General features: G+C 62.0%; 19 protein-coding genes and 2 tRNA genes. 14 read left to right on the plus strand and 7 right to left on the minus strand.

Annotated elements, in window-relative coordinates:
- The first annotated feature begins 38 nt into the window (after positions 1-38).
- The 9 genes from leuC (at position 39) to Q0139_RS10555 (ending at position 8,763) form a co-directional block, all read left to right on the plus strand.
- Complete coding sequence (leuC, locus tag Q0139_RS10515) at positions 39-1,469, plus strand: 3-isopropylmalate dehydratase large subunit (protein WP_298021310.1); 1,431 nt, start codon at positions 39-41, stop codon at positions 1,467-1,469.
- Positions 1,466-2,290 (plus strand): N-acyl homoserine lactonase family protein, encoded by an 825-nt coding sequence (locus tag Q0139_RS10520; RefSeq protein ID WP_298021313.1) that lies wholly within the window; start codon positions 1,466-1,468, stop codon positions 2,288-2,290. Before leuC ends, Q0139_RS10520 begins: the two co-directional genes overlap by 4 nt.
- 134 nt (positions 2,291-2,424) lie before the next feature.
- Entirely contained in the window at positions 2,425-2,676 is a 252-nt protein-coding gene (locus Q0139_RS10525) for a hypothetical protein (RefSeq protein ID WP_298021316.1), read from the plus strand.
- The gene (leuD, locus tag Q0139_RS10530) at positions 2,673-3,266 is read left to right on the plus strand and encodes a 3-isopropylmalate dehydratase small subunit (RefSeq protein WP_298021319.1); all 594 of its coding nucleotides are present in this window, start codon (positions 2,673-2,675) and stop codon (positions 3,264-3,266) included. Before Q0139_RS10525 ends, leuD begins: the two co-directional genes overlap by 4 nt.
- 57 nt (positions 3,267-3,323) lie before the next feature.
- Positions 3,324-5,072, plus strand: coding sequence for a radical SAM protein (locus Q0139_RS10535; protein ID WP_298021322.1), 1,749 nt, complete (start codon positions 3,324-3,326; stop codon positions 5,070-5,072).
- Positions 5,073-5,144: 72 nt separating this feature from the next.
- On the plus strand, positions 5,145-6,146 hold the full coding sequence (locus Q0139_RS10540) for an NADPH:quinone oxidoreductase family protein (protein WP_298021325.1): 1,002 nt from the start codon (positions 5,145-5,147) through the stop codon (positions 6,144-6,146).
- Complete coding sequence (locus Q0139_RS10545) at positions 6,136-7,026, plus strand: SDR family oxidoreductase (RefSeq protein ID WP_298021327.1); 891 nt, start codon at positions 6,136-6,138, stop codon at positions 7,024-7,026. Before Q0139_RS10540 ends, Q0139_RS10545 begins: the two co-directional genes overlap by 11 nt.
- A gap of 73 nt (positions 7,027-7,099) precedes the next feature.
- Complete coding sequence (locus tag Q0139_RS10550) at positions 7,100-8,080, plus strand: nitronate monooxygenase family protein (protein ID WP_298021330.1); 981 nt, start codon at positions 7,100-7,102, stop codon at positions 8,078-8,080.
- Positions 8,081-8,082: 2 nt separating this feature from the next.
- Complete coding sequence (locus tag Q0139_RS10555) at positions 8,083-8,763, plus strand: glutathione S-transferase family protein (protein ID WP_298021333.1); 681 nt, start codon at positions 8,083-8,085, stop codon at positions 8,761-8,763.
- 6 nt (positions 8,764-8,769) lie between these two features.
- On the opposite strand, the gene Q0139_RS10560 is transcribed toward Q0139_RS10555, so the two are convergent.
- The 3 genes from Q0139_RS10560 to Q0139_RS10570 all read right to left on the minus strand — a co-directional run bounded on the left by Q0139_RS10560 (position 8,770) and on the right by Q0139_RS10570 (position 9,656).
- Positions 8,770-9,012 carry a GIY-YIG nuclease family protein gene (locus tag Q0139_RS10560; RefSeq protein ID WP_298021336.1) on the minus strand — a complete coding sequence of 81 codons (243 nt, stop codon included), beginning with the start codon at positions 9,010-9,012 and terminating at the stop codon, positions 8,770-8,772.
- Positions 9,013-9,198: 186 nt separating this feature from the next.
- Positions 9,199-9,274, minus strand: a tRNA-Ala gene (locus tag Q0139_RS10565).
- A 49-nt stretch (positions 9,275-9,323) separates the two neighbouring features.
- Entirely contained in the window at positions 9,324-9,656 is a 333-nt protein-coding gene (locus Q0139_RS10570; protein WP_298021339.1) for a TIGR02300 family protein, read from the minus strand.
- Positions 9,657-9,953: 297 nt separating this feature from the next.
- On the opposite strand from Q0139_RS10570, the gene aroA reads away from it, so the two are divergent.
- The 5 genes from aroA (at position 9,954) to Q0139_RS10595 (ending at position 14,509) form a co-directional block, all read left to right on the plus strand.
- Positions 9,954-11,297 carry a 3-phosphoshikimate 1-carboxyvinyltransferase gene (aroA, locus tag Q0139_RS10575; protein ID WP_298021342.1) on the plus strand — a complete coding sequence of 448 codons (1,344 nt, stop codon included), beginning with the start codon at positions 9,954-9,956 and terminating at the stop codon, positions 11,295-11,297.
- A complete protein-coding gene (gene cmk, locus Q0139_RS10580; protein ID WP_298021345.1) occupies positions 11,294-11,920 on the plus strand; it encodes a (d)CMP kinase in 627 nt (208 codons plus the stop codon). Before aroA ends, cmk begins: the two co-directional genes overlap by 4 nt.
- Before the next feature lie 203 nt (positions 11,921-12,123).
- Positions 12,124-13,827 (plus strand): 30S ribosomal protein S1, encoded by a 1,704-nt coding sequence (gene rpsA / locus Q0139_RS10585; RefSeq protein ID WP_298021348.1) that lies wholly within the window; start codon positions 12,124-12,126, stop codon positions 13,825-13,827.
- Positions 13,828-14,105: 278 nt separating this feature from the next.
- Entirely contained in the window at positions 14,106-14,384 is a 279-nt protein-coding gene (locus tag Q0139_RS10590) for an integration host factor subunit beta (protein ID WP_298021351.1), read from the plus strand.
- 41 nt (positions 14,385-14,425) lie between these two features.
- Positions 14,426-14,509: transfer RNA gene (locus tag Q0139_RS10595), tRNA-Leu, on the plus strand.
- A gap of 33 nt (positions 14,510-14,542) precedes the next feature.
- Here the strand turns inward: Q0139_RS10595 and gmd are convergent.
- From gmd to Q0139_RS10615, 4 genes are all read right to left on the minus strand, one after another.
- On the minus strand, positions 14,543-15,622 hold the full coding sequence (gene gmd / locus Q0139_RS10600; RefSeq protein ID WP_298021354.1) for a GDP-mannose 4,6-dehydratase: 1,080 nt from the start codon (positions 15,620-15,622) through the stop codon (positions 14,543-14,545).
- Positions 15,623-15,630: 8 nt separating this feature from the next.
- The gene (locus Q0139_RS10605) at positions 15,631-16,176 is read right to left on the minus strand and encodes a methyltransferase domain-containing protein (RefSeq protein ID WP_298021357.1); all 546 of its coding nucleotides are present in this window, start codon (positions 16,174-16,176) and stop codon (positions 15,631-15,633) included.
- Positions 16,173-17,126, minus strand: a complete 954-nt coding sequence (locus tag Q0139_RS10610; protein ID WP_298021361.1) for a GDP-L-fucose synthase — start codon at positions 17,124-17,126, stop codon at positions 16,173-16,175. The genes Q0139_RS10605 and Q0139_RS10610 overlap by 4 nt, the downstream gene beginning before the upstream one ends.
- Before the next feature lie 22 nt (positions 17,127-17,148).
- The coding region (locus Q0139_RS10615) for a hypothetical protein (RefSeq protein WP_298021364.1) at positions 17,149-17,877 on the minus strand (729 nt) is incomplete at its 5' end.

The raw sequence follows: 17,877 nt of genomic DNA on the forward strand, positions 1-17,877 counted from the left end.
CGCTTGATGCAGCGCACGATTCGATTATGGCCGGGCGCATGGATCAGCCGAAGACGCTCTACGAGAAAATCTGGGACGCGCATGTCGTCGAGAAGCGCGACGACGGGACATGCATCCTGTTCATCGACCGCCACCTCGTCCACGAGGTGACGAGCCCGCAGGCGTTCGAAGGGCTTCGGGCGGCAGGGCGTACCGTCCGGCGGCCCGACCTGACGCTCGCTGTCCCCGACCACAATCTGCCGACGACGGCGCGGCGCGATGCGAAGGGCAACCGCATCCCGATCGCAGACCCGCAATCGGCGCAGCAGCTTGAGGCGCTGGAGTCGAATGCGCCCGCCTTCGGCATCCGCTACATCGAAGACGCCGCGCCCGAACAAGGCATCGTCCATGTCGTCGGACCCGAGCAGGGCTTCACGCTGCCGGGCACGACCGTCGTTTGCGGCGACAGTCACACATCGGCGCATGGCGCGCTCGGCGCACTCGCCTTCGGCATCGGCACGAGCGAGGTCGAACATGTGCTGGCGACGCAGACTTTGCTGCTAAGGCCCTCGAAAACCATGGAAGTGTGCGTCGAAGGGGCGCTCGGTTTCGGCGTGACGCCCAAGGACGTGATCCTCGCGATCATCGGCAGGATCGGCGCGGCAGGAGGCACCGGTCATGTCATCGAATATACCGGCTCCACCATCCGCGACATGTCGATCGAGGGACGGCTGACCGTCTCCAACATGTCGATCGAAGCGGGTGCGCGGGCCGGGCTGATCGCGCCCGACGGCACGACATACGCCTATCTGAAGGACCGCCCGATGGCGCCGCAGGGGGCGGAATGGGACAAGGCGCTGCGCTGGTGGACGACGCTGCCAAGCGATCCGGGCGCGGTCTATGACAAGCGGGTCGAACTCGCCGCGAGCGATATCGCGCCCAATGTCACCTGGGGCACGAGCCCCGAGGATGTCGTCGCCATCACCGGCGCCGTGCCGATGCTCGACAGTTTCACCGAAGAATCGAAGCGCGAGGCAGCGGCAAAGTCGCTCGACTATATGGGACTTTCCGAAGGCCAGGCGATGCAGGACGTTGCCGTCGACAACATCTTTATCGGCAGCTGCACCAACAGCCGGATAGAAGATCTGCGCGCCGCCGCCGAAGTGGCGAAGGGCCGCAAGGTCGCGGACGGCGTCAAACAGGCGCTGATCGTGCCGGGCTCCGGACTCGTCAAACGGCAGGCGGAAGCGGAGGGGCTCGACCGGATCTTCACCGAAGCCGGCTTCGAATGGCGCGAACCGGGTTGTTCGATGTGCCTCGCGATGAACCCCGACAAGGTGCCGCCGGGCGAGCGTTGCGCCTCGACGAGCAACCGCAATTTCGTGGGCCGGCAGGGGCCGGGCGCCCGCACGCACCTGCTCTCGCCCGCGATGGCGGCGGCGGCGGCGGTGACGGGCAGGTTGACGGACGTAAGGGAGTTGATGGGATGAGGAATTGGATTTTCGGATTGGCGCTGCTGGGCGCCGCAACGGCGGCACATACGCAAGAGGCAGCCGAAATCGAAATGTGGCGGCTCGACTGCGGCACGATCGAGCTCAGCGATTCGGCGAGCTTTTCCGACGGCCATCTTTATGACGGCGTTCCCCGGACCCTGACCGACAGCTGCTATGTCATCCGCAACGGCGATCGCTATTTGCTCTGGGACGCGGGCCTTCCCGGCGCGCTGGCGGGCAATTCGATGACGTCGGGCGTTTACACGGTTTCGGTCGAACGGACGATCGCGGACCAGCTGGGCGATATCGGCCTGACGCCCGAACAGATCAACTTTGTCGGCATCAGCCACTATCACTTCGACCATATCGGCCAGCTAACGGATTTCGCGCAATCGACATTGTTGATCAATGAGCGCGACTTCGCCGCGGTGACCGAAGGGGTCGATGGCGACACCACCGCCGCCTTCACCCCGTGGCTCGAAAACAGCGAACGCGCGACCACCTTTCCGCGCGATCACGACGTGTTCGGCGACGGCACCGTGACGATGCTGGCGATGCCGGGTCACACGCCGGGGCATAGTGCGCTGCTCGTTCGTCTGCCCGAGACCGGCAACATCCTGCTCTCCGGCGACCTCTATCATTTTCGTGAGCAGATCGAGAACCGGGGCGTGCCGCAGTTCAACACCGACCGCGCCGATACGCTCGCCTCGTTCGAGCGTTTCCTGCAGATCGATCAGGCGCTCGAGGCGCGGATCGTAATCCAGCACGATCCCGGCGATGTCGAACGGCTCCCGGCCTTTCCGGCGAGCGCGAACTGATGGTCGGCAGCTGTCATTGCGGCGCTGTAAGCGTCGAACTCGAGCGCAGGCCCGAGTTCATCAACGACTGCGATTGTTCGCTCTGCGGGAAGACTGGCGCAGCCTGGGCGTATTTTGCTGTGGACGAAGTGAGTGTGCGGGGAAGCACCCGGACCTATCGGCGCGTCGATCGGATGCAGCCCGGCGTCGATGTGCATTTCTGCGGCCGTTGCGGCTGCACGACCCATTTTGCGACACTGCCCCATATCCCCCACGACATGATCGGCGCGAACATGAATCTCTTCGATCGCGAGGTGCTGACCGGCGTCGAGTTGCGCTATCCCGACGGGCGCAACTGGGACGGCGCGAGCGCCTATGGCTATCGCCGGCCATCGGAGATCCTATGAAACCCTTCACCCAGGTCGAAGGCCGCGCTTATCCGTTCGGTCGCAAGAATGTCGACACCGACGTCATCATCCCCGCCCACTGGCTCAAAACGGTCAGCCGCGAGGGGATGGGGCAGGGGGCGTTCGAGACGGTGCGCAAAGAAGAAGGCAACGTCTTCGACGATCCCGAATATGAGGGCGCTGCAATCCTGATCGCGGGCGACAATTTCGGCTGCGGGTCGAGCCGCGAACATGCCGCCTGGGCGCTCGACGATATGGGCGTGCGCTGCGTCATCGCGCCGAGCTATTCGGACATTTTCTCGGGCAACGCTTTCAAGAACGGGATTCTCGCGGTCGAGCTGCCGCAGGAGGCGATCGATCGGCTGATGGAGGTCGCCAGGACCGATCCGATCACGGTCGACCTTGAAAATCAGGTCGTCACCACGCCGTTCCAGGACCGCTTCGAGTTCCAGATCGATCCGTTCCGCAAGGAGAGCCTGCTTGCCGGCCGCGACGAGATCGGGCTGACGCTGGAGAGCGAGGGCGCGATCGGCGCCTATGAGGAGCGGACTGCAGTCGAGAGGCCTTGGCTGACTCCGGCAACGGCCTGACTTTCCGACTTCATCATACAATTGGCGTTCGCGTCGCCGAATATGTATGCTGTTCCCATGGGGGATCGCTTTCAAATCTATCTCATCAAGCCGACGCGCTACCATGACGACGGCTATCCGCTGACCTGGTGGCGCTCGATCGTGCCGTCGAACTCGCTCGCCTGCATGGCGGGGATCGTCGACGATGCGCTGGAACGCGGCGCGCTCGGGAACGTCGAGGCGGACGTCCACACGATCGACGAAATCCATTCCAAGGTCGATCCGAAGCGGATCGCGCGCGATATCGAAAAGGCGGGGGGCAGGGGGTTCATCGGCCTTGTCGGCGTCCAGTCGAACCAGTTTCCCCGTACGATGGAAATGGCCAAGGAATTCCGCGCGCACGGCCTGCCGCTGTGCATCGGCGGTTTTCACGTCTCCGGCTGCATGTCGATGCTCAAGGAATTGCCGCCCGAACTGGTCGAGGCGCAGGAACTGGGCATCAGCTTTTTCGCCGGAGAGGCTGAGGACGGCCGGATCGACGAGGTACTGCAGGATGCGCTCGCCGGACAGCTCAAGCCGATTTACGACTGGCTGAAGGACACGCCGAACATTGCCGGCGCGCCGATCCCGTTCCTGCCTCGCGAGCAGGTCGAGCATAACACCAACGGCTTTTCGAGCTTCGATCTCGGGCGCGGTTGCCCCTTCGAATGCTCCTTCTGCACGATCATCAACGTGCAGGGGAGGAAGAGCCGCTTCCGCACCGCCGATGATCTGGAAAAGATCATCCGCGTCAACGCCGCCGAGGGCATCACGCGCTTCGTCCTCACCGACGACAATTTCGCGCGCAACCGCAATTGGGAAGTGTTCGCCGACCGGCTGATCGAGCTGCGCGATGAAGGCTTCCCGATCAAGCTCGTCATCCAGGTCGATACGCTTGCTCACCGCATCCCGAACTTCATCGAAAAATGCGTGAAGATGGGCGTCAACGAGATCTTCGTCGGGCTGGAAAACATCAACGCCGACAATCTCGAAGCGGCGAAGAAGCGGCAGAACCGGGTCGAGGAATATCGCGAGATGTTCCTGCTGTGGAAGCAGCATCCGGTCTACATCATCTGCGGCTATATCATCGGTTTCCCGAACGACAGCTATGAGAGCATCCAGCAGGATATCGCGACGCTCAAGCGCGAACTGCCGATCGATTCGATCTATCTCAACTATCTGACGCCGCTGCCCGGCAGCGAGGACCACAAGCGCATGTACGAGGCGGGCGAGTGGATGGACCCCGATCTCAACAAATACGACCTCAATCACCGCGTCACCCACCACGCCAAAATGAGCGACGAGGAATGGGAGCGCGCCTATGTCGACGCGCATCGATCATTCTATAGCTTCGAGCATATGGAGACGGTGATCCGCCGGATGGCCGCGCTCGGATCGAACCAGAAGAAGATGACGGTCAACCGCCTGACCGCCTATCGCGAGGCCGTCCGCATCACCGGCGTCGCCAAGTTCGAATCGGGCTATATGCGCATCTACCGCCGAAAGCAGCGCCGGCCGGGCTTTCCCATCGAAAATCCGATTATCTTCTACCCGAAATATCTGGCGAAGAACCTCTACATCACCTTCGCCGTCGCCAGGACGTATTGGCGGCTGCGGCGGATGATGAAGCGCATCATGCGCGATCCGGCCCGCTTCGATTATATTGATGACGCGATCAGTCAGGACAAGCGCGAGATCGACGTGCTGCTGACCGGAACGCGCGGATCGGAAAAAGCCGAACTGCGGCGCCAGCATCGCGGCGAGCCGAAGGAACAGGTTGCCGCCTGACCGCCTTTGGTCTTTCACGGCCCTTCCAAATCTGCCACGCTGAAAAGAAAACGCCTGAAGGAGTTTTCCGACATGAAAGCCTTGTTGTCCTACGAAACCGGTGGGCCCGAAACGCTTCGCATTGGCGAGATCGACAAGCCCGAGCCGGGCAAGGGGGAGATCGTCGTCGCGGTAAAGGCCTGCGCGATAAACTATCCCGATGTTATCATGATCATCGACCAGTATCAGTTCAAACCGCCGCGCCCGTTCGCGCCGGGCGGCGAGGTTTCGGGCATCGTCGATTCGGTCGGCGAGGGCGTCACCGATTTCAAGGCCGGAGACCGGGTGATGGCGAGCTGCGGCCATGCCGGGCTCGCCGAATATGTGAAGGTCAACGCATCGGGCTGCTTCCCGCTGCCCGAGGACCGGAGCTTCGAGGAAGGTTCGGCGCTGCTGCTGACCTACGGCACGACGATCCACGCGCTGCAGGATCGCGGCGAGCTCAAGGCCGGCGAGACGCTGCTCGTGCTCGGCGCGGCCGGCGGCACCGGCATTTCGGCCGTCGAGATGGGCAAGGCGATGGGCGCGCGCGTGGTCGGCGCTGTTTCGACCGAGGAAAAGGCGCAGGCGGTGCGCGACGCCGGCGCCGACGATGTCGTGCTCTATGGCCGCGCGCCGTTCGACAAGGAGGAGAGCAAGGCGCTCGCCGCCAAGTTCAAGGAAGCGGTCGGGCCGGGCGGCGCGGACGTGATCTACGACGCGGTGGGCGGCGATTATTGCGAGCCGGCGCTGCGTTCGATCGCATGGGAGGGCCGCTATCTGGTCATCGGCTTCCCGGCGGGCATCCCGAAGCTCCCGCTCAATCTGACGCTGCTCAAGAGCTGTGACGTGCGCGGTGTGTTCTGGGGCGCCGCGGTGGCACGCGATCCGCAACACAATCGCGACAATGTCGATCAGCTGTTCGACTGGTGGCGCGAGGGCAAGATCAGCCCGAAGGTGACCGAGGTATTTCATTTCGAACGCGGCGGCGATGCGATCGCCAAGCTCGGCGACCGCAAGGCCATCGGCAAGCTCGTCGTCAAGATTGCCGACTAAGCCGGTGCATCGCGCGGTCATCACCGGCGGCGCAAAGGGGATCGGTCTCGGCATCGCGAAGGCGCTGGCGGATCGCGGTGCCGCACTTGTCATCGCCGATATCGACGCCGAGGCGGTCGCCTGCGCCGTCGCCGAGCTCGAATCGCTCGGTGCAAGGACCCACGGCGTGCCTTGCGACGTGACCGACGACGACCAGCTTGTCGTACTGGCCGATCGGGCGTGGGACGAACTGGGGCAGGTCGACCTGTTCTTCGACAATGCGGGCGTCATGCCTGCGTTGAAGCCGTTTCTCGAATGGTCGTTGGCCGACGCCGACTGGGTGATCGACGTCAATCTGCGCGCGGCGATGCATGCCTTGCAGATATTCGGCCGGCGGATGGTCGCGCAGACTTCGCCATCCCGGATCGTCGTTACCGGCTCCGAACACAGCACGGGAACGCCGCACATTATGGGCGGACCCTATACCGCTTCGAAACAGGGTATCCTCGGACTATGCGACGTCGTCCGCCGCGAATTGCCCGATCATGTCGGCCTGTCGGTTTTGATGCCGGGAGTGGTCCAGACGTCCCTCGCCGGTTCGCCCGCACACCGACAGAAACGCTATGGCGGCCCTTTAGAAGAAAGCCGGGGCGCGATGATCAATTTCGGGCCTGATGCGGACAGTTTTGGTGCTTATGCGGTCGAGAGGGTGATGGCGGGCGACGATTTCATCGTGTCTCATCCCCATATCGCAAAGCTGATTGCGGAGCGGGCCGAACTGCTCGAGGCTGCCGTCTCCCGTGCCATGCCTTTCGACAACCCCGATCAATACGACATGCGCCGCCCGGTCGAGCGGATGTTCGAACAGCGCAAGACCGCAAACGGCGGTGACGACACATAGCGGCATCCAAGGTTGACGTGAACGTCAACCTGCACGACAAGGCGGACAAATCAAACCACAGGAGAGGCCCGCCATGAAGACCCGCATCACTGAACTGTTCGGCATCGAGCATCCGATCATCCAGGGCGGCATGCATTATGTGGGCTTTGCCGAACTCGCGGCGGCGGTCTCCGATGCGGGCGGTCTTGGCATCATCACGGGCCTGACGCAGAAAACGCCGGCGGATCTCGACACCGAGATCAAGAAGGCGAAGGACCTCACCGACAAGCCGATCGGTGTGAACCTCACCTTCCTGCCGGTCATCAATGCGCCGGATTATCCCGGCTATGTCCGCGCGATCATCGAGAACGGCGTCAGCGTCGTGGAGACGGCGGGGAACAACCCCGCCCAGGTTCTCCCGCCGCTTAAGGACGCCGGGATCAAGGTGATCCACAAATGCACGAGCGTACGTCACGCGCTCAAGGCGCAATCGATCGGCTGCGACGCGGTGTCGGTCGACGGGTTCGAATGCGGCGGCCATCCGGGCGAGGACGATGTCCCCAACATGATCCTGTTGCCGCGCGCGGCCGACGAGATCGAAATCCCGTTCGTGGCCTCGGGCGGACAAGCCGATGCGCGCAGCCTCGTCGCCAGCCTCGCCATGGGCGCCGACGGGATGAACATGGGCACCCGCTTCATCGCGACGAAAGAGGCGCCGGTCCACGACAACGTCAAGCAGGCGATCGTCGACGCCAGCGAGCTCGATACGCGTCTGGTGATGCGCCCGCTCAGGAACACCGAGCGCGTGCTCAACAACAAGGCGGTCGAGGAGGTGCTCGAAATCGAACGCGAGAAGGGCAGCGACCTTCAATTCGAAGACATCATACAGCAGGTCGCCGGTGTTTATCCCGAGATCATGCTCGAAGGTCATATGGACCGCGGCGCCTGGAGCTGCGGCATGGTCGCGGGCCTGATCCACGACATCCCGACCTGCAAGGAACTGATCGACCGGATCATGCGAGAGGCGGACACCATCATCAACGAACGCCTCAAGGGCTTTGCGGAGGCGGCCTGACCATGCTCACCGTCCATCATCTCGAATATTCGCAATCCTTCCGGGCGCTCTGGCTACTGGAGGAGCTTGGCGCGGAATATGAGCTGAAGATCTATCCGCGGGATCCGGAGAGCAATCTGGCACCTGCCGATTACAAGGCGATCTCCCCGCTGGGCACGGCGCCGGTCGTCACGGATGAGGACAAGGTGATCGCCGAAAGCAATGCGGTGATCGATTACATTCTGGACGCACATCCCGAAAGCCCGCTGCGGCCCGCGCCCGGCGATCCGGCGCGCGACAAATATCTGTTCTGGTTTCACGCCTGTCAGGGCAGCATGATGCCGATGCTGTTCACGAACATGATCTTCGATTTCGTGTCGCAGGGAGCGCCGTTTCTGGTCAAGCCGGTGATGAAGAAGACAGCGGAAACCGTGCGCGGCATGCTCATCGAGCCGCGTCTCGGCGCGATCCTCGATCAGGCGGAAAAAGACCTTGCGGCACATCAATGGCTCGCCGGCGACGAACTGACCGCCGCCGATATTGCCATGTGCTACACGATGCAGGCAGCCGAGCAGCGCGGTTTCGTCGGCGATGCGCAGCCGGGCTGCCAGCGCTGGATCCGCCAGGCCGCCGAACGCACGGCGTTCCAGGCGGCGAAAGCGAAAGACGGTGGCCGCGAAATGCTGTTTACACTGGGGGAATAGGGTGGCTCAGCGCAAATGGCGCTGGGCAAAAACCCTGCCAGAACCGGTTTTGAGATAGCGTTCGAGTGCTGCTGCTGTGTCGGCGTTTTGGAAGTGGTGAGATGAGACGATACGCCAAGGCCTGAATTTGGCGGTATGCGGAGATTGGCCCGCATTGTGTGCGGCCAGTCGTGTTTCGACGTCTTTGCAGAGGCCCGTGTAGAATTGTTCGGGGTGGGAAACGCTTTGCAGAATGTAGACGTAGTTCATGCCATCGATGGTTGCGCTCAGAACGTGCCGATTTCAACCGGATGGCTGCAGCAGAACGCTAAGACGATCCAGCCATTTTGCGCTCCGAAATGGCCCGCCTTCGCCAAGGCTTCGGCGCGCAGCCTTCCCTCACAACTCTCGCTAACGGCTGGCTTGCCAGCCGAAGCTCGCGTAGCGAGCGAAGGCTGGTGGAGCCGAGGGGGATCGAACCCCTGACCTCTACACTGCCAGTGTAGCGCTCTCCCAGCTGAGCTACGGCCCCATTCAGTTCAGGCGGCGCGCTTTAGCCTCGCCGCCCGGCCAGTGCAAGACTAGCTGTCGTCCTTCTCGTCGTCGCCGGCGCTGGTGTCGACCTGGATGTCGTCGTCGCCGCCCAGATCGACCTCGTCGTCCGGATTCGTTTCCCCGTCTTCGTCGATGTCGAGATCTTCGTCATCCTCCGACAGGTCCGAATCGTCCTTCTTCTTCTTGTCTTCCTTGTCGTCGAAGGCGACGGGCTGCTTGGATTTCAGCACCGGTTCGGGCGTCCATTCGACACCGCATTCCTCGTTGATGCAGGTGACCGGATCGTCATTTCCCAGATCGTAGAAGCGTTCGCCGCATTTCGGGCAAGTCCGCTTCGTGCCCCATTCAGGCTTCACCATGGTGTTTCGTCTTTCGCAAATGCTTGTGTCGTCGGCGGGTCCGCCCCGCAGCAAGGCGGCGCGCTTGCCAGATGGGAGTGGCATTGTCAAAAGCAAGGGAGGTGTTTGTCAGACTTTGGCTTGCGCCGAAGCGCCGCGGATTTATTGTCAGAAACTTCCTCGCGGAAGTTCGCCGCACCAGCCCGCACCCCCACCCGGCTTCCCACGCAAGTATCCTAATGGGAGGCCGGGTGGGGGTGCGGGCTGGTGCGGCGCCGAGCCGAAGGCGAGGTCCGACGAACAGAAAGCATATCAATCATGGCCCACGAACCACTTCCCCGCACCTTCCTCCTGCGAAAACCGCTCTCGGGCCGTGCGCGGGTGCCGGGAGACAAATCGATCAGCCATCGCGCGCTGATCCTCTCGGCGCTTGCCGTCGGGGAAAGCCGGATCGAGGGATTGCTCGAAAGCGAGGACGTGATAGCCACGGTCGCGGCGCTCTGGGCGATGGGAGCGCAGATCGACCGGGTCGACGAGACAGTGTGGACGGTGAAGGGCGTCGGTGTCGGCGGGTTGCTGCAGCCCGAAATCGCGCTCGACATGGGCAATTCGGGAACCGGCGCGCGGCTGCTGATGGGGCTGGCCGCGAGCCATGCGATCACCGCGACCTTTATCGGCGACGCCTCCCTGTCGAAGCGGCCGATGGCGCGGGTGATGGAACCCTTAAAGCAGATGGGCGCCGATTTCTCGGTCACGCCTGGCGATCGGTTGCCCTTGATGGTTCACGGCGCCGTTCCCGCTGTTCCGATCGAATATCGCGTTCCGGTACCCTCGGCGCAGGTGAAGTCAGCGGTCATGCTCGCGGCGCTCAATACGCCCGGCGTCACGCGGATCATCGAACCGGAGCGCACGCGCGACCACACCGAGCGGATGATGGGCGGCTTCGGCGCCGAACTGCGCGTCGAAAGCGATGGTGATGCCCGCATTATCGAGGTGACGGGGGAGGCGGAACTTCGGCCGCAAAATATCGTCGTCCCGGGCGATCCGTCTTCGGCGGCGTTCCCGATCGTCGCGGCGCTGGTCGTGCCCGGGTCGGACGTGCTGATCGAGAATGTCGGGCTGAACCCTACGCGCACCGGCTTGTTCGAGGTGTTGCGTGACATGGGCGCGGATCTCACCTTCGAGAACGAGCGCGAGGTCGGCGGCGAGCCGGTGGCCGATATCCGCGCGCGGCATTCGGCGCTTCGCGGGATCGACGTCCCGCCGGAAATCGCGCCCCGAATGATCGACGAATTCCCGATCCTGTTCATCGCCGCCGCCATGGCCGAAGGCGAAACGCGCACGAGCGGGCTTTCCGAGCTGCGCGTCAAGGAGAGCGATCGACTGTCCGTAATGGCGCGCGGGTTGAAACAGTGCGGCGTCACGGTCGAGGAGCAGGAGGACGGCCTGACCATTACCGGCACCGGCGGCGACAAGCTGCGGCCGCTCGAAACGAGCATTCCCAAGGTCGCCGCCGAACTCGATCATCGCATCGTGATGAGCTTCGCGGTGGCAGGACTGGCATCCCAGCACGGCGTCGCCATCGACGATATCAGCCCGCTTGCGACGAGCTTCCCGACATTCCCGCCCATGATGGCCGATCTCGGAGCGATTGCCGGATGATCATCGCCGTGGACGGACCGGCTGCTTCGGGGAAGGGGACCATATCGCGGGCCCTGGCCCAGCATTTCGGTCTGCCGTGGCTCGATACCGGGCTGCTCTATCGTGCCGTCGGCGTCGCGACCGTTCGGGGCGGCGGCGATCCGGATGACGAGGCGGCGGCACTGGCCGCCTGCGACTTCGACGAGGCGCTGCTCGACGATGCCGAGTTACGCAGTGAACAAGCGGGGGAATGGGCATCGCGCGTTTCCGTCCATCCAGCGGTCCGCGAAGCGCTCGTCGTGCGGCAGCAGCGATTCGCAAACCAACCCGGCGGGGCGGTGCTCGACGGTCGCGATATCGGCACGGTGATCGCGCCGGATGCCGATGCGAAACTGTTCGTGACGGCCAGCGCCGAGTCACGGGCGGCCCGGCGCCATGCCGATGAGGTCGCGCTCGATCCGGACGCCGACTATGCCGAAATCCTTGCCGATATCGAGGAACGCGACCGCCGCGATGCCAGCCGGTCCGCGGCGCCGATGCGGCAGGCCGACGATGCGGACTTGCTCGATACGACCGATCTGACTATATCCGCCGCCGTCCAGCGGGCGATTGCGCTCGTGGAGGCCCGGACGGGTAGGCGGTAAGACCGCATCCGATCAACACGCGTCAGGCTGTAGCGGGAACGCTGCGGCCGCCGCGTGTTTTCGTGCATCGGCACGCCGGAACTCCGCGAGATCAGCCGCGTGCCGGGTAAGGCGGGCCGCATGGGGCGGTTCGCAAAATGTCTTTCCAAGACCTCCGGAACCAACCGGATGGCCGGAAAATGTGAATCAAAGGACTGAAATTTATGGCAACGTCGCCGAATCCGACGCGAGACGATTTCGAAAAACTGCTCAACGACACGCTCGGGGATACCGAGAGCTTCGAAGGACAGGTGGTCAAAGGCACGGTTACCGGGATCGAAAACGATCTGGCCGTGATCGATGTAGGGCTCAAGTCGGAAGGGCGCGTGCCGCTCCGCGAATTCGCCAGCCCCGGTCAGAAGGCCGAAATCTCCGTCGGCGACGAAGTCGAAGTCTATGTCGACCGGGTCGAGAACGCCAATGGCGAAGCGATGCTGTCGCGCGACCGCGCGCGCCGCGAAGCTGCCTGGGACCGGCTCGAGAAGGAATATGACGAGGAAGCCCGCGTCGAAGGCACGATCTTCGGCCGCGTGAAGGGCGGCTTTACCGTGGATCTCGGCGGTGCCGTGGCGTTCCTGCCCGGTTCGCAGGTCGATATCCGTCCCGTCCGCGACGTCACCCCGCTGATGGACATTCCGCAGCCGTTCCAGATCCTCAAGATGGACCGCCGCCGCGGCAATATCGTCGTCTCGCGCCGCGCGATCCTCGAAGAAACGCGCGCCGAACAGCGCCAGGACCTGATCCAGTCGCTGACCGAAAACCAGATCATCGAAGGCGTCGTGAAGAACATCACCGATTACGGTGCGTTCGTCGATCTTGGCGGCATCGATGGCCTGCTGCACGTCACCGACATGAGCTACAAGCGGGTCAATCACCCGTCGGAGATGGTCAATATCGGCGACAAGGTGAACGTCCAGATCATCCGCATCAATCGCGAGACCCAGCGCATCAGCCTCGGCATGAAGCAGCTCGAGACCGATCCGTGGGAAGGCGCCAGCGCCAAATACCCGGTCGGCACGAAGTTCGAGGGCCGCGTCACCAACATCACCGATTACGGCGCCTTTGTGGAGCTGGAATCGGGCATCGAGGGCCTAGTCCACGTTTCCGAGATGAGCTGGACCAAGAAGAACGTCCATCCGGGTCAGATCGTCTCGACCAGCGAAAAGGTCGAGGTCGTGATCCTCGAGGTCGACGAGGACAAGCGCCGGATCAGCCTCGGCCTCAAGCAGGCGCAGAGCAATCCGTGGGATACGTTCGCGGATCGCTTCCCTGTCGGCACCGAGGTCGAGGGCGAAGTCAAGAATGCCACCGAGTTCGGCCTGTTCGTCGGGCTCGAAGGCGACGTCGACGGTATGGTCCACATGTCGGATATCGCCTGGGGCATGACCGGCGAGGAAGCGCTGAACATGCATCACAAGGGTGAGATGGTGAAAGCCGTCGTGCTCGACGTCGATGCGGAGAAGGAGCGCATCAGCCTCGGCATGAAGCAGCTTGAGCGCGGCGGCGTCACCACCGCGTCCGGCGGCGATCTGCGCAAGGGCAATGTCGTCACCGTCAACGTCCTCGAAGTGAAGGACGGTGGGCTCGAGGTGCAGGCGGGCGAAGACGGCGCGACCGGTTTCGTCAAGCGTGCCGATCTCGGCCGCGACCGCGACGAGCAGCGTCCCGACCGTTTCCAGGTCGGCCAGAAGTTCGACGCGATGGTCGTCGGTTTCGACCGGCAGAAGAAGCCGAACTTCTCGATCAAGGCGCTGCAGATCGCCGAAGAGAAGCAGGCTGTCGATCAGTACGGTTCGACCGATTCCGGCGCCAGCCTCGGCGACATCCTCGGCGAAGCGCTCAAGCAGCGCGACGGCGACAAGGAATAGTCGTCACCGATCGTTCAAAAGGGCCGCTGCGGGGCGATTCGCGCTCTGCGGCGGCCTTTTTCTTTGCAAGCGGTGCGGGGGAAAGCTGCGGCCGTTTCGCAGTTGTCGAACGATTTCGGCAACTTGCCGATAGTAAGGGTTCATTGGCCGAGCATGGCTTGAAAATTGCCGGAATCGGGAACATTGTGGCCCCAAGACAGGCGCCGCCTGGCCGTTCGTGTTGCGTTTCGATCTGGGCCTTGGGACATCTGATTTCATAGCAGTCCGGGGAGGGCCGAATGATACGATCTGAACTCGTCCAGAAAATTGCGGATGAAAATCCGGATCTTTCGGGCAGGGAAGTCGAGAAGGTCGTGTCGGCCTTTTTCGATGCTATTGTGGATCAACTGGCCAAAGGGGGACGCGTCGAACTGCGCGGCTTCGGTGCCTTTTCGACACGCCAGCGCGAGGCGCGCACGGGGCGCAATCCGCGCACCGGCGAACCGGTCGACGTCCCGGCGAAGCGCGTCCCCTATTTCAAGCCCGGCAAGGAAATGCGCGAACGCCTCAATGTTTGAGGCTTGAACTGCCCGACGCTATTCGCCACGCAGGCATTGATGCGGACGTGGCGGAATCGGTAGACGCTGGAGACTTAAAATCTTCTTCCCCTCGGGGAGTGCGGGTTCAAGTCCCGCCGTCCGCACCGGATCACACAACTCTGCGTACGTCAATGAGGTTACTCCTCGACGCCATAGGCCTTGCGCGCCAGCCTCTCGGTGTGAAGCAACTCGCGATCGTCGGCCACCATTTCCTTGACGAGATCGACAAAGGGAATTTTCGGTTCCCAACCCAGAACGGTGCGCGCTTTGGTTGAATCTCCCAAGAGCTGTTCGACTTCGGTGGGTCTGAAATAGCGGGGATCGACGCGGATCAGGATATCGCCCGAAGCTGCGTCTCGCCCCACTTCGTCGACGCCTTCGCCGCTCCATTCGATGGTCTTGCCGATTTCGCCGAATCCGATCTCGCAGAATTCGCGGACCGAATGCATCTCGCCGGTCGACAGAACATAATCGTCGGGTGTGTCCTGTTGCAGGATTCGCCACATGCCGTCGACATAATCGCGGGCATGGCCCCAGTCTCGAAGCGCGTCGAGATTGCCGAGCGCCAGATCGGACTGCAGGCCCAGCTCGATCGCGGCCACGGCGCGGGAAATCTTGCGCGTCACGAAGGTCTCGCCGCGGATCGGGCTTTCATGGTTGAACAGGATACCGTTCGACCCGTGAATGCCATAGGCCTCGCGGTAATTGACCGTGACCCAATAGGCATAGAGTTTCGCAACGGCATAGGGCGAGCGCGGGTAGAAGGGAGTCGTTTCCTTTTGCGGGACTTCCTGCACCTTGCCGTACAGTTCCGATGTCGAGGCCTGGTAGAAGCGAACCTTGTCCTGCATGTCGAGAATGCGGATCGCTTCGAGGAAGCGCAGGGTGCCCACTGCATCGGCATTGGCGGTGTATTCAGGCGTTTCGAAGCTCACCTGCACATGGCTTTGCGCCGCGAGATTGTAGAGCTCGTCGGGCTGTACCTCGGCGATGACGCGGATCAGATTGGTTGCGTCGGTCAGGTCGCCATAGTGCAGGCAGAAATCGCCCTCGCAATCCTTGGCATGACCGAACAGATGATCGATGCGCCCGGTGTTGAAGGACGAGGACCGGCGCTTGATGCCGTGGACGTGATAACCCTTGTCCAGCAGCATCTCGGCGAGATAGGCGCCGTCCTGCCCGGTGATTCCGGAAATCAATGCGGTCTTGCGGGTCATATTTGGTCCTATTTCACGGCTTCGAGATTGAGCGACATCAGCGTTCCGGTGTCCTTGGCCATATGCGGGATATAGGCCTGGGTGAAATCGTCGAGATCGGCATGTTCGGTGTCTCGCCAGTCCCACAGTCGCGTGCTGGAAAAGCCGACCTCGATCAGCGCATCGTGCAGGCTTTGCCGGTCGAAGATCATCTTGTGATAATCATATTCGTCCTTCTGTCCGCCGCAGATCAGGCCGCGAATCTGTTCGATGCTGTCGAGCTTGCCTTCGGTATAGAGTTTCGCACAGGCGGCGAAATCCGGGACGCCGAGCCGCAGTACGCCGCCGGGCTCGATCACGCGATACCATTCGCGCAGCACGTCCATATATTCGCGCCGGCCGAAATGTTCGAGCAGATGGCTGGCATAGATCAGCGACACGCTCTCGTCCTCGAACGTGTCGAGCCGGTCGACCGGTCCGACATGATCGACATGGTCTCCGTCGAGCGCGTCGATATGGAAGAAGCCGGGAATATGCTTGGGGCCGCATCCCAGATGAAGTTTCAGTCCGGTCAAGCTGTCTGTCCTTTCGCATCGGCAATGTGTTCGAGAAACCAGTCGTACATGTGCGCCAAGCCTTCACGGAGCTGCGTCGAGGGTTCCCACCCCATGGCCTTGATCCGGCTGTTATCCATGATCTTTCGCGGGGTCCCGTCGGGCTTGCTCGGATCGAAGGTCAGTCTGCCTTCGTAACCGACCACGTCGCGGATCATCGCGGCGAGTTCGGCGATCGATACCTCCTCGCCCGACCCTGCGTTGATCATCCCGCCTTCGCGATAATTTTCCATCAGGAAGAGGCAGGCGTCACCAATATCTTCCGAGAAGATGAATTCGCGAAGCGGCCTGCCGGTGCCCCAGATCGCGACCTCTTCATATCCCTCGACCTTGGCCGCGTGCAGGCGTCGCATCAGGCCGGCGGCGACATGGCTGTGGTCGGGATGGAAATTGTCGCCGATGCCGTAGACGTTCGAAGGCATTACGGTGAAGGCGTCGAAGCCGTGCTGCTTGCGATAGGCGTCGCACATTTCCTTGCCGGCGATCTTGGCGACCGCATAGGCGGAATTCGTCGGCTCCAGCGGGCCGGTCAGCAGGCTCGTTTCGGAGATCGGCTGTTCGGCTTCGCGCGGGTAGATGCAGGACGAGCCGAGGAAGAGGAGCCGCGTCGCGCCGTTGCGCCATGCCGCGTCGATCACGTTGGTGGCGATCAGGATATTCTCGCGGATGAAATCCGCCGGCTGCTCATCGTTGGCGACAATGCCGCCGACCTTGGCGGCAGCGAGGATCACCCAGTCGGGACGTTGTTCGGCGAAAAATTGATCGACCGATGCCTTGTCATCGAGCGGCAATTCGCTTCTCGTGCGCGTGACGATATCCGAATAGCCGCGGTTTCGTGCCGCGCGCTCGGTGGCTCCTCCGACCATACCCCGATGGCCCGCAATGAAGAGTTTGGGCTGTTCGTCCATCATGTGCCGATCGTCCGGTTTATTGCTAAGTATCGAAAATTTTCCCGCCGCGAGCGATTAACTTGTCGAATTGATGGGAGGCTTCCCTTTCTCTTTCTTCGACTCGCTTGGCGTAGGCGGTGTAGTCGACCTCAAGCAGTTTAAGGGCCTTTTCGTGCGTCGATTTGCTAATATCCTTGCTAGACAAAATCGAATCGCGGAATTCTCGCGCAGCAATGTCAAAATCCCCGGTTCCGGCAACGCTCGTCGATTTGCCTTGGCCGACTTGAGATGCAAATTGTGTAAAATTGCTCGCTGTACCGATAATTTCTGACGCATTAGTAAGAACCAAGAAGTCGAGAAAAGCCTTGCGGATGACCATCGGCAACTTGTGCTGGCTTAGATCGACGAAATGCGCCGGACCGAAAACCTTCTGGAATAGTGTTATGGTCTCAGGAGAATCGCTTGTGAAGACGATTTTTTGGCCTCGTGAAATCATATCTTCAACATGGGCATGATAAAACTCGGGCGGCGCAGTACGTACGATAAAATGCCGGATGATTAGCTCGATGCGAGCGTCGGTGAGATCTCCGTTAGCGTCGTTCGGCAATTCATTGCGTAACATCTCATAAACGTCGCCGCGGCGGAAATGAATTGCACCGTATTTGCCGGGTTCTAAATCATAACGATCATAGCAACGTTCGAGCGCCGATACGAGGTGGGGATGGATTGGGAGTTCCCAAAATAGCTTGCGGATGCCCCTCCTGATATAATT

This window comes from uncultured Parasphingopyxis sp. (assembly GCF_937129435.1).
Classification (GTDB): domain Bacteria; phylum Pseudomonadota; class Alphaproteobacteria; order Sphingomonadales; family Sphingomonadaceae; genus Parasphingopyxis.